The sequence below is a fragment of the Faecalicoccus pleomorphus DSM 20574 genome, from assembly GCF_000420345.1.
GTDB lineage: Bacteria > Bacillota_I > Bacilli_A > Erysipelotrichales > Erysipelotrichaceae > Faecalicoccus > Faecalicoccus pleomorphus.
Map to the genome: position 1 here is coordinate 51,110 of NZ_ATUT01000012.1, position 12,379 is coordinate 63,488.

A 12,379-nucleotide genomic window follows, 5' to 3' on the forward strand; every position below is an offset into this window, starting at 1 on the left:
ATCCGGTGATAGCATGAAGATGATCAGACAAGAGGATACTTTACGATAAACAAACAAAAACAGAACCGTTTTTTGTGATGGAAGTGTGTATTTTTAGTCTGATAGTCAATGCATAAACCAATTGAAAACAAAATTTATAAAAACATTCGGTACTGTTTCAGTGCCGTTTTTTTGTGCAAAGGAGGAATGTTAGTATGTCTATGATTCAGGTAGAACATTTAAGCTTTTCGTATGACAGTCAACAGGAAATGTTGTTTGATGATGTCAGTTTTTCTATAGATACCGATTGGAAGTTAGGACTAGTGGGAAGAAATGGACGCGGTAAAACAACATTTCTATCGTTGTTGATGAAAAAATATCCGTACCAAGGAAAGATTCGTTCTTCTGTATCTTTTGATTATTTCCCTTTTGTCGTGGCAGATCAAGAACAATGGACCATCGATGTCGTGCGATCTATCTATCCGCTTGTCGAAGATTGGCAAATACAAAGAGAGCTTTCTTATCTGCAGGTAGAAGATGACGTTTTGTGGAGAGAGTTTTCAACATTATCCCAAGGAGAGCAGACGAAAGTCTTATTGGCGGTCTTGTTTTTGAAACCTGGAAATTTTTTATTGATCGATGAACCCACCAATCATTTAGATGCCAAAGCCAGAGTCGTATTGATGCATTATCTGCAAAGAAAAAAAGGATTTATTTTAGTATCGCATGATCGAAAGGTCTTAGATGGCTGCGTCGATCATATTCTTGCGATCAATCGTCAGACGATTGAAGTACAGGCCGGAAATTATTCATCCTGGTTTGACCGATTTGAAACACAACAGGAAAAAGAGCTTCAGGAAGATAAGCGATTGCGTAAAGATATTCGTCGATTAAAATCTTCTGCTTTACGAACTTCGATGTGGTCGGATAAAATCGAAGCATCCAAGATTGGTGCTGCGGACAAAGGGTTTGTCGGTCATAAATCGGCGAAGATGATGCAAAGAAGTAAAAATATCGCAAAGCGTCAACAGGCAGCCATTGAACAAAAAGAAGATCTTTTAAAAAATGTAGAGGAAATGGAAAGCCTACAGATGAAACCTTTAAATCATCCTGCTTCAGTTCTGATATCGTTGGACGAAGTAACTCCACTTTATGATGGCAAAGTCATCGGAAAGCCACAAAGCTTTTTGATTGAAAAAGGACAGCGTATATTTTTGGATGGGAAAAACGGATGCGGAAAGAGCAGTTTACTCAAACTATTGGTGGATCCAAAAAGAGAGCATCGTGGCAAGATTCAATGGGCATCGAATTTGATTGTATCTTATGTATCGCAGGATGCATCTTTTTTACAGGGAACATTGAGTCAATATGCGAAGCAGTATGAAATTGATAAAACTTTGTATCGAACCTTATTAAGGAAAATGGGATTTGAGCGTTGGCAGTTTGATCAAGAGATTCAATCGTATTCCGATGGGCAGAAGAAAAAAGTCATGCTCGCAAGAAGCCTTTGTGAAAAAGCGCATCTCTATATATGGGATGAACCCTTAAACTTTATTGATATTTATACACGTATGCAGATTGAAAAAATGATCTTGTCCAGTCAGGCAACAATTTTGATCGTTGAACACGATATAGCGTTTCGTGAAAATGTAGCAACAAAAGTCGTAGTTCTTTGATCTTTCGTGTACAATAAGAACAGGTGGTTGTATGCTAGCAAGTGAACGCTTTGAAAAGATCGTGGAGATCGTAAATCAAAAAGGTTTTATCAGTACGAAAGAATTATCCGTTACGATGCAGGTGACGGAAACTACGATTCGGCGAGATTGTGAAGAACTGGAAAAACAAGGGCTGTTGTTAAGAGTGCATGGCGGGGCCAAAAGTGTTCATCCGAAAGTGATCTTATCGACAAAAGATGAAAAAACAATGAAAGAGAGAAAAGAGTTCTTTTATGAAAAAGATATCGTATGTAAAAAAGCCGCAACTTTTGTCAAAGATGGCGATTGTATCTTTTTGGATGGGGGAACGAGCATCGTACCAATCCTTCCGTATATTCAAGAGAAGAAAATTAAGATCGTAACTCATTCTCATTTGATCGTGGATGCGTTTTCTGGGACAGAATCGGAATTGTTTGTGGTCGGAGGACGCTATATTCCTGAATATGCCATGAGTGTGGGGCCCATTACGATCAGTGAACTGGATCGATTTAATTTTGATTTGGCTTTTTTGAGTTGTGCGGGTATTGATTTGGATCGTAAGCTGGTTTATACAGCAGAGATGGATACGATGGCTGTAAAACAAAAGGCCATGTCTTTATCGGCCCAAAAGTATTTATTGATCGATCGTTCGAAAATTGCCATTAAAGGTTTTTGCAGCTTTATTGATAGTGATGATTTTGATGCGATCATTTGTGATCAGAGCAAGGAACTGGATATGGAAACCTTACCGGAAAATTACATTTTGGTATAAAACGAACAAAAACGAAAAAATAAATACAAAAACAAACATTAAATATTTACAAATAAAGAAAAGAATGCTAGAGTGAAATCAGGAGGAAAGCATTCTTTTTGAATGCATGAAACGTATGAAACATCCAAATAAAAAAGCAAGTGAAATGAGTTTAAAGGAATTGGCTTCCTACATCGATTATTCAGTTTTAAAGCCTGAATTTACGGAAGATCAGATTGTCGAATTGACAAAGGATGGTGTTGAGCTGGGCTGTGCCACAATCTGTATCAATCCAGGGTACATGGAACTTTGTAAGCCCTATGTAGAAGGGTCTGAAACAAAACTTTGTCCGGTCTGTGACTTCCCGTTTGGGACAAGTTCGACAGAGTCTAAGGTGGCACAGGCTAAGATCTTGGTGGATCATTATGCCGATGTGATTGGAGAACTGGATGTTGTGGCAAACTTTGGCTGGATTCGCAGTGGAAAATATGATGCGGTGACTCAAGATATTAAAGCGGTCGTTGATGTATGCCATGAAAAGGACATTCCGGTGAAGGTGATTTTCGAAACGGATGCCTTAAATGAAGAGCAGGTGCGTAAGGCTTGTCATTGTGCCATGGATGCCCATGCGGATTTTGTCAAAACAAGTACAGGCTTCCTGACTGGCTTTGAAGCACATGGTGCCACTCCGGAAATTATAAAAATCATGCAGGAAGAGGTACAGGATGTATGCAAAGTCAAAGGAAGCGGCTGCATTCGTACCAGAGAACACTTTTTACAATTGATCGATATGGGTATTGATCGTATGGGTGTCGGCTATAAATCGGTACCGGTCGTTCTGGATTTAAAACGTTAATGATAAAATATGAAAAGATCGAGAATTTGATAATCTTCTCGATCTTTTTTTGTACGTTTTAAAAACATTAATCTCTTTGAAATAGACTTAAAATTTCATCTTTAGACATTTTTGACAAAGATCCATCGTTTCCCTCGATAAAGGTATCAGCCAGATCCTTTTTTCGCTCCTGCATTTTGACAATTTTTTCTTCGATCGAATTCTTCATGATGAGTCGATACACCTGCACATTGGCATTTTGCCCAATGCGATGCGCTCTATCTGTGGCCTGATTTTGGGCCGAGAGATTCCACCAGGGATCAATGTGAATCACGGCTTCGGCAGCCGTGAGGTTTAATCCTGTACCGCCGGCTTTTAAAGAAATCAAGAAAACTTGTGTCGTATCGGTTTGAAACGCATGAACCAGCTTTCGTCTTTCTTCTTTGGATGTACTGCCTGTCAAGATATAGTAGGAAATCTGATTTTGTTCTAACTCTTGTGTCAGCAGGTCAATCAAAGAAGTAAAAGAAGAAAATAATAAAACTTTTTTATTGTGTTCGGTTAAAATCTGTACTAATTCCATACAAGCCTGTACTTTGGAAGATGGCTTTAGGATATTGTCATATAAAAGTCTTGGATCACAACACAGTTGTCGCAGTTTCGTTAAGGCAGCCAATACCGCAATATGATCGATATGAGGCTCTTTCATTTTCGCCTGCATTTCTTTACTGGCTTGTGTTAAGTTGGCAAGATACAGCTTTTCTTCTTCCTTTGAGAAATCAATTAAATACTGATGATCTACTTTATCCGGCAATTCTTTCAACACTTCTTTTTTGTTTCGCCTTAAAATAAAGGGAGAGACGAAAGAACGCAGCTTTTGAATGCTGTCTTCATTTTGATTTAACACGATCGGACTTTCATATTGTGTCTTAAAATAAGGGTACGAGAATAAGTAGCCAGGCATTAAAAAGTCAAAGATGGACCAAAGCTCAGCTAATGAGTTTTCAATCGGTGTACCACTTAAAGCCAATCGGTGTCGTGAATGCAGTTTTTTTACACTGGTCGCATTTTTCGTCTTCTGGTTTTTGATGTTCTGCGCTTCATCCAGTACTACATATTCAAATGTGAGATCCTGATATTCATCGATATCTCTGCGCAAATAGTCATAAGATGTGATGAGGATGTCGTGTTTGGAAATATCATGCAGTCTTTTTTTACGTTCTTCTTTTGTGCCGGTAATGCTGATGCAGGAAAGAGATTCTGAAAAACGATGGATTTCATCTTCCCAGTTATACATCAAGGAGGCCGGGCAAACAATCAACGTGTGTTTGTCTGGGTCTTGTATGGAATCTAAAAGTGCAATGACCTGTAATGTCTTTCCTAATCCCATCTCATCGGCAAGAATTCCATTTAAGTTGTATTGATATAACATTAAAAGCCATTCGACTCCTCTTTTTTGATAATCTCTTAAAATAGAAGCATAATGTGGATTACAGGAAATCTTAGATTTTCGCTGTTCAAAGCCTTGAATGTAATCTGTTAAGGAATCCTCTTTGTACACTTGCAGCGCTTGTGCATGATTGAGTCTTTCATTCATACCTAAGGTTCGATAGAGTTCCAGTTGCAGTTTTCCCTCTTTGATTTTGTCTTCGTGAATATCAAAGTCTTGCATCAGTTCATCTAATTCCTGAAATTGATCGGATTCCAGATGTAAAAGCTGTCCGTTTTTAAGTTTAAAGTAGCGTTTTTTACGATGATATGCCTGTAAGATGGCAGGCACTTCATTGACATCAAAATCTGTGGATTCTAATTGAATCTCCAACAAGCCATTGTCAATACGAATACCGGTCTGCAGGTTATATTTGGTTCGCTTGCCTAACTTTTTTAAGGCATCGCTGATGTACACATCACAATATTTCTGCAGCTGTGTGATGCCTTGTTGAAGAAAGTCAAAGGTTCGCTCATCTTCTAGTCCCATATAGATGGTGTGTGCATCTTTATCCACCCATGTTGCATATGACTCTAACAGCTTTTGAATCAATTCGATGGTCCAGTCATAGTTGATTTGATCATTATATAAAAGCTCAACGGTGTTTGCCTGTTCATCTTTACCGGTGACGTGAAATGAAACTGTCTCATTTTCATCCATATCGCCATAGACAATGGGATGATGGATAGAAAGAGAGTTCGACACAGGCAGCCATTCTTGTCCTTTTGTGATTTTCAAATATTCTTTGGCAGGATTTAAAAGGTAGCGTTCAAAGTCTTGATATTCATCAAATGGAATATGAAGAGGATTTTCAGATACAGCGCAAAATAATGTGATGATCGAAGATTGCGGACAAACGGTATAATGAATGATCTCAAAAGGTCTGTCGCGCAGCGCAAATATTTGATGGTCGCCGGTCAAAATATGTTCTTCTTGATCCCAAACTAAAGAAATGGTGTAATGCTTTTCTTCTTTTTCAATATGGATCGGCAATACAAAATCTTCTTCTCGAATGGGTACATGCATATCGTCTTTAAAGGTTGTATAAAAAGCAGGCAGTAAAGTATGAATACGAATATAGCGTGTATTATTGTAGCGATAATAATATCGATCATAATCCGGTACAGAATACGCCATACGCATAAAATCGATGTATTTTTGAGATTGGGGTGTAAATGCGTTTTTTGTATGAATAAAGCCTAGCTGTTTGCCATAACTGTGATATTGTTCGGTATCGATCCGATGAAGAAAATCAGGGATGTTTTTGATCGTATATTGTTTTTGTGCGCCTACGGTAAAGCTCAATAAAAAGGCATCAAAATCCAAATAGGAAACCACCGGAACCACATCATATTGTTGTGTCTGCAACTCGAGTTGCAGCAGATGATCCTGGTTATCTTTTTGTTGGAGAATCAGATCGCGTGTTCGCTGATACGATTCTTCCATTTGAATTCTTTTTAGTTCTTCTTCTATTCTTTTGCGGCGAGCCAGATAATCTTCATTGTAAAGAGAAGCGGGGGATGACTCTTTTTGTGAGGCATAAGGAAAATTTTGAATATCGACTTTTGTCAAATAGATCATTAACATTCCGATATGTGCGCAGATATGTTCATCATCAAAATACCACGGACATTCGCAATGCGTGGAATATACAGAATGTAAAGGAACATTGATAAAAAAGTGACAAATATTTTCATAGGCGCTTACTTGTATGGTACCCTCTACTTTATAGATGGCATTTTTTTCTATTTCATTGACGACGATTCGTTTTAAACATCCTTGTTTCAAATATTTTCTGGCAAGTGCCAACGTGCGAGAATTCATAATTTTTAGATTTTCTTCTGTGATTAAGACCATCGAATCACCTCATTCTTTCATTCTATCACAGCTTTGAAAAAACGTCTTTTGAATCGATGATGGCATACAAAAAGCAGTCCTTTTTTGAACTGCTTAGGTATTGTGTAATTCATTTATAGTTTTCTCTAATGCCTTTCCAGCCGCTTGTACAGTATGAACACAATGAAGTTTAGGATCATACCATGTTTTGCGGATGTTTCTACATTCCGTATCATGAAGCTCTTCTTTAAAGTTATGAACACAAGTCTGAATGATTGGTCTAAAGGTATCTAGCTGATCATGTGCTTTTGTCTGAATGAGAAGCTTGGATAAAACGGCAGTGCAGCCAATTAAGGCACCACAAGTTAACCCGGTGTACATACCACTTCCAAAACCAGATAACATTTTCATGGATTCTTCATCTATATCAAGATGATAGTATTGATTGGCAGCACGAATGATCGTTTCGCTGCAGTTATAGTGTTCTTCAAGGTAAAAGTGATCGATCCATTCTTGTAAGTTCATCTTATTTTCCTTCTTTCATCAGTTCTTGGACAACGGGATCTTTAATTTGTACGTTTTCTTTTTTCAAGCGCTGAATCGTTGATGTGAATTGAGGTAAATAAGCTTCATGGGCTAAAAGAAGTTGGTCTAAGACTTGTTTGGCGCTTTCTCCGGATGGAATCAGAGGATTTAGCGCAAAAGCTTCCATAGCCATTCCATAGTTTCCGGTGACGGCGGCGTTGATTGTGCATTCCTCCATGGCTTTCATGCACTGCAGCCATCCTCTTTGCGCACTTGGAAATTTACCCCATGCGATTGGTGTAGCTCCTTTTCCGTCGATGATTGAACTGACTTCAACGATCGAATCCACCGGCAGTTCCGGAATGGCTCCTCTGTTTTGAGTGCTGACGACCATATGAATCTTCTTGTTGTTGTAAATGGCATTGATGCATTCACAAGCGGCATCGCTATAATAAGCACCCCCTCGCATGCTGAGTTCTTCTGGTTTATGATCCAATTCTTTGTTTTTATAAAGTTCAAACAGTTTTTCTTCGGTATGTTTTACTTGCTGGCCACGAGTGCCGATCGTATTATATTCTTCCAAACTATGCGCTAACATTTCTTCCTGTCGGTAATAATAGCGATGATAACCACAGGGAATCATCTGCATCTGTTCAATCTGTTCTTTGAAAAAAGGTACATTGTTGATATTCGCCGGTAAACCAATATCCTTTCCATCAAATAAGGCATCAATAACCTTTTGTGTTACTTCATGACCCTGTTGATCATATACTTTATGCCAGTGAAAATGATTGATTCCGGCAAACTGATAGGTTAACGCTTTGGCATCATAACCAATGGCCTCTGGCTCTTTCATCATGGCGATGACAGGTACGTTACAAAGGCCGATACATTTATCCCAGTGCCCATATTGGATCACGGCTTCTGTGACCATACCGCTTGGATTGGTAAAATTGATGAGCCAGGCATTTGGACATACTTCTTTCATATCTTTGACGATATCTAAAATCACAGGTATGGTTCGAAAAGCTTTAAAGATGCCGCCGGCTCCATTGGTTTCCTGCCCTAACATGCCATAAGATAGAGGGATTCTTTCGTCCTTGATTCGGGCTTCCAAAAATCCTACACGAAATTGCGTTGTCACAAAATCAGCATCCTTCAGTGCCTCTTTTCGATCGAAGCTGACATGAATTTCTACATCATGACCGGCTGCTTTCCACATCCGTCTTGCCATATCGGCATCAATGTTGACTTTATCCTGTCCGTTTTCTACATCGACCAACCAAATTTCATGAATGGGAAGTTCGTTATATCTTCGAATAAATCCTTCCATTAATTCCGGTGTATAACTGCTGCCGCCACCGATCGTAACAATTTTTAATCCTTTTTTCATACTCCATTCCTCCTTGCAGGTTCAATATAGATCTGTTTTAGACTAAGAACAATAGGATTGAAAAGAATAGAGATGTTTTCCCGGAAATAGTAAAAAAAGCTTCAAAAAATTGAAACTTTCTGAAACTTTTAGTCTAAACGATCATCCATAAAATTCATGGATTTCCATACATAGTTTTGATTGTTTTCGCGATCTAAATTATAAATACACCCAAAAAGCACATCCATTACATATTGTAAGGCAATATGACTGGCATATTGCGATATACGATCTTGCAACTGCTCGGTATCACTGAGTGCCAGATGATATGTTACATACTGTGGATAGCTGTTACATCCAATACGAGAGATCAGGATGACAGGGACTTGTTTTTGATCTAACTGTTTTAATATTGGAAGAATAAAAGATGCTTTTCCTGAATACGATAAGATCAAAGCAACATGTTTTTTATTTGATGCCAGAGCATATAAACGTTGTTCGTAAAAAGAAACAGGACAGTTGATTTCTTTTCCAATCGTCAGCATTTGATCTTGAAAGTTTCTGGCCACATGCATATTATGCGCATGTGTGTAAATATCAATTCTCTGGGCATGAAACATTAAAGAAGCCACATTTTGCAGAATAGAAGGTTCCAGACAAGCAATCGTATCACGTACACTTGTTTCATAAAGCTTTGCGAGTTTTTCGGCAATATCCAGCGGTAGATCCGATTTTGTGAACGGATAATTCACATCAATATCATGTTGCGTTAGACGATGATTGGATAGATCTTGTGATAATTGCACTTTGACATCATTAAAACCGGTGCATCCGATTTTTTTACAGAAACGATGTATAGCCGACTTGGAAAAATAGAGAGTATTGCTTAGATCTTGCAGGGACATATGAATCACATCCTGTGCATGCGTTAGAATATAGTGTGCGATTTCCGTTTCTGCCGGTGTTAAATGTTTACAAGTTCGTATGCGTTTTTCTAATGTCATAAATCCTCTTTTCCTAATTCTTATACATCGTCATCTTATCATATCCTGGGAAAGATTGTGTAAAAAACAATATTTTGGACTACAATATAGACAAGGAGACACACGGTATGGATACAAAAGAAATAAAGGAACTGTTACAGAAAGTCCGAGAAATCGGAGAACCATTAAAACAGGTCAAAGATTTACATATACAATCAAAGAATGGAATTCAAGATCTTGTGACGGACATGGATAAGGATACAGAAAGAAAGTTAAGAGAAACATTACAAACATTTACACCGGAATGTACATTTATTGGGGAGGAAGGAGATCAGATCATCAGTGATTCTATGTGGATCATCGATCCCATCGATGGAACGACCAACTTTATCAATGCGCAGGAAGGGTATGCGATCTGCTTAGCTTATGTAAAAGAGAAACAACCCCTATTAGGAATCGTATATGATGTGATAGAAGATAAAATGTATTGGGCCTATAAAGGAAAAGGCGCTTTTGTTAATGATAAGAAGGTGGAACAAGCACTGCCAAAAAGACCACTTTCACAATGTGTATGGGAAGCCAGTTTAAATACATTGTTGGTGTTTCCCAAACTCGTTGATTTATTTAAACAGACACGAGGTCATCGTTCCCGTGGTTGTTGCAGTTTATCAATCATTTCGACGGCTTTAGGTAAAACCGATTTTTATCTGACCGAACAGGCAAAGTGTTGGGATTATGCTGCAGCCGACATATTTTTAAAGGAATGTCAGGGAATCTCCTGGTGTAAAAAAGATTATTTCAGTTGTGAATCCAATCTATATATAGCAGCTGATGTTCAAGAAATGATAGAAACAATAAAAGAATATTTGTAAGGAATCCAGGTGGGATTCCTTCAGATTGTTGACAAAGTAGCTACTCTTTAAGGAGAGTGGCTGCTTTTTTTATCGGGTTTCTTATGTTTCTTTGTTATATCTTGCTTAAAACCTTCTTTCCATAAAAAAAATAGACCTCCTACTGGGTCCACCTGGCCATTCTTTTTAAATTGTGGAACGCAAAAATCAACGAAACCTGATGCTCGTTCTTCATCAGTCCTCGAAGTCGTGTGTATCTTAAATTGTGCTGCTCCTTACTGTCGGCAAATACCCGCTCGATCGTTTCCTTTCTCTGCGGATAGATCTCTTTCCACTCCGGTGTATACCGCAGTTCGTTGACCTCTTCCTTATACGCCTCCCAAATGTGACGTGTCACGGTCTTCTGATGATTCCCTGACTGTGTGCATCGGGACAGAAACGGGCAGCTTTCACAGTCTTTTGGATCGGATTTGTATTCTCTGTATCCGTTTCGATTGGTCGTCACATATTCCAGCAGCTTGATTTGCGGGCAAATATAACAGTCATACGCCTCATCATATACATAGTCATATTTTCTGAAGAACCCCTTCTTTGTCATGGGACGTTTATAAGGTACATACAGCTTCTGTCCCGCCTGAAGAACGGCACGGCAGATCGCCGGGGTAACATATCCTGCATCCAGCACCAGATTCTGGATCTTTCCTTTAAACTTCTCGGAAAGGACCGGATAGACATCAAAGAACGATACACTGTCATGCACATTTCCTGGTACCGTCTTGAACCTTACGACAAAGCCGTGGCGGTCACAGAATGTCTGATGACTGTAGGCGAAGCATCTCTCTTTCTCTCCCTTATGGAAGAGCCCGCTTTCCGGATCGGTCCGGCTCTGCTTGATGTGTTTTGTCGGTCGGACCTCGACCTCGATCTCTTCCCCTGTTTCCTCATCGAACTGATATTCTGTATCCCTGGCTTCTTTCAACGGATTTCTTTCCGTGTGCTTCCCGGTCGGCATTGATCTCTTCTAAAAGCTCGTCCTCATAGATTTTCCGAACGACCTCAACTTCTACATCCTCATATTTGTTCTTGTTGGCACTGGCCTTCTGATGGGTCGAATCCCCAAAGAGAGTGGTCAGATCCAGCAGTCCCTGTTCCTGAATCCTGCACAGGATATATTCAAAGATCTGGGAAAAGATATCGCTGTCTCCATAGCGACGGATATAGTTTTGCGACCATGTCGAATAATCCGGTATCTTTTCCTCGAAGGGGATTCCCAGGAACCACCGGTAAGCAACGTTCATATCACATTCTCTGCAGGTTCTGCGCATGGAATTGAAACCAAAGACGATGTTGATGCAGAGCGTCTTGAACAGAATGACCGGATCGATGCTGGGGCGACCGGCCGGACTGTACAGATGAGCCACCCGGGAATAGATAAAACGCCAGTCGATACAGCGATCCAGCTTCCTGACAAAGTGAGTTTCAGGAACCAGAGCTTCCAGACTGGCGTAAATGATACCTTCTCTAAAACAATAATTCATGGTCATGGCCATTGCGATCACTCCTATCCAACACACCATTATTATACCATATAAGGGTATATAAAGAAAGGAAAGAAAAACAGGAAGAGCCTCAAATGTGTGTTAGATAGGCGAAGTCATCTTCCTGCACAACTATTATACTAGAATTTAAAAAGCCTGTCGAGTTTGTCAACAGGCTGAGCAGAGGAATTAAGCTCCTCTGCTTTTTTTATGTGACATCTATTGTGACAAATAAAGATTTCATTAAATCGTATAAAAAGGCAAAGGTAACCATTGACAAAAATATACAGGGGGGGTACTATTGCCATGAGTAGAGATATGGCCATATCTCTACTAGAGTTATTTTTTTTGTACAAAAAAGAAAACTTAGAAAAGATTAGGAGGGGTTTAGATGAATCGCAAAAAAATAACTAAGGCTGCGTTGTCTGGTTTAGTTGCGGTTACTATGGTACCAGCCATGGCTGCACCACTAGTAGCTAATGCGGAAGGCAATGATGCAACTGCAGAAACACAGCAATCAACAGTA

Annotated in this window: 8 protein-coding genes and 1 pseudogene; 4 read left to right on the forward strand and 5 right to left on the reverse strand. The window is 39.3% G+C overall.

Features of this window, described 5'->3' with window-relative positions; genetic code table 11:
• The first annotated feature begins 194 nt into the window (after positions 1 to 194).
• The 3 genes from abc-f to deoC all read left to right on the forward strand — a co-directional run bounded on the left by abc-f (position 195) and on the right by deoC (position 3,280).
• Positions 195 to 1,655, forward strand: coding sequence for a ribosomal protection-like ABC-F family protein (gene abc-f, locus G413_RS0106560; RefSeq protein WP_022790122.1), 1,461 nt, complete (start codon positions 195 to 197; stop codon positions 1,653 to 1,655).
• Positions 1,656 to 1,686: 31 nt separating this feature from the next.
• A complete protein-coding gene (locus tag G413_RS0106565; RefSeq protein WP_022790123.1) occupies positions 1,687 to 2,445 on the forward strand; it encodes a DeoR/GlpR family DNA-binding transcription regulator in 759 nt (252 codons plus the stop codon).
• A 106-nt stretch (positions 2,446 to 2,551) separates the two neighbouring features.
• Complete coding sequence (deoC, locus tag G413_RS0106570) at positions 2,552 to 3,280, forward strand: deoxyribose-phosphate aldolase (protein ID WP_022790124.1); 729 nt, start codon at positions 2,552 to 2,554, stop codon at positions 3,278 to 3,280.
• 67 nt (positions 3,281 to 3,347) lie between these two features.
• Here deoC and G413_RS0106575 read toward each other — a convergent pair whose 3' ends face one another.
• The 4 genes from G413_RS0106575 to G413_RS0106590 form a co-directional block, all read right to left on the reverse strand.
• On the reverse strand, positions 3,348 to 6,605 hold the full coding sequence (locus G413_RS0106575; protein ID WP_022790125.1) for a DEAD/DEAH box helicase: 3,258 nt from the start codon (positions 6,603 to 6,605) through the stop codon (positions 3,348 to 3,350).
• Between the two features lie 93 nt (positions 6,606 to 6,698).
• Entirely contained in the window at positions 6,699 to 7,109 is a 411-nt protein-coding gene (locus tag G413_RS11160; RefSeq protein WP_022790126.1) for a C-GCAxxG-C-C family protein, read from the reverse strand.
• A gap of 1 nt (position 7,110) precedes the next feature.
• Positions 7,111 to 8,502, reverse strand: coding sequence for a 6-phospho-beta-glucosidase (locus tag G413_RS0106585; RefSeq protein WP_022790127.1), 1,392 nt, complete (start codon positions 8,500 to 8,502; stop codon positions 7,111 to 7,113).
• Between the two features lie 128 nt (positions 8,503 to 8,630).
• Positions 8,631 to 9,485: a MurR/RpiR family transcriptional regulator gene (locus tag G413_RS0106590; protein WP_022790128.1), complete on the reverse strand. Its 855-nt coding sequence runs from the start codon at positions 9,483 to 9,485 to the stop codon at positions 8,631 to 8,633.
• A gap of 107 nt (positions 9,486 to 9,592) precedes the next feature.
• Here G413_RS0106590 and G413_RS0106595 point away from each other — a divergent pair, with 107 nt between their 5' ends.
• Positions 9,593 to 10,336: an inositol monophosphatase family protein gene (locus tag G413_RS0106595; RefSeq protein ID WP_022790129.1), complete on the forward strand. Its 744-nt coding sequence runs from the start codon at positions 9,593 to 9,595 to the stop codon at positions 10,334 to 10,336.
• 139 nt (positions 10,337 to 10,475) lie between these two features.
• Here G413_RS0106595 and G413_RS11165 read toward each other — a convergent pair.
• Positions 10,476 to 11,865: pseudogene (locus G413_RS11165) on the reverse strand (IS1182 family transposase).
• Between the last annotated feature and the right edge of the window lie 514 nt (positions 11,866 to 12,379).

Excerpts from the sequence above, each read along its gene's own strand:
- G413_RS0106595 (WP_022790129.1), top strand. The coding sequence starts at position 9,593 with ATGGATACAAAAGAAATAAAGGAACTGTTACAGAAAGTCCGAGAAATC.
- G413_RS11160 (WP_022790126.1), bottom strand. The coding sequence starts at position 7,109 with ATGAACTTACAAGAATGGATCGATCACTTTTACCTTGAAGAACACTAT.
- G413_RS0106565 (WP_022790123.1), top strand. The coding sequence starts at position 1,687 with ATGCTAGCAAGTGAACGCTTTGAAAAGATCGTGGAGATCGTAAATCAA.
- deoC (WP_022790124.1), top strand. The coding sequence starts at position 2,552 with ATGAAACGTATGAAACATCCAAATAAAAAAGCAAGTGAAATGAGTTTA.
- G413_RS0106590 (WP_022790128.1), bottom strand. The coding sequence starts at position 9,485 with ATGACATTAGAAAAACGCATACGAACTTGTAAACATTTAACACCGGCA.
- G413_RS0106585 (WP_022790127.1), bottom strand. The coding sequence starts at position 8,502 with ATGAAAAAAGGATTAAAAATTGTTACGATCGGTGGCGGCAGCAGTTAT.
- G413_RS0106575 (WP_022790125.1), bottom strand. The coding sequence starts at position 6,605 with ATGGTCTTAATCACAGAAGAAAATCTAAAAATTATGAATTCTCGCACG.
- abc-f (WP_022790122.1), top strand. The coding sequence starts at position 195 with ATGTCTATGATTCAGGTAGAACATTTAAGCTTTTCGTATGACAGTCAA.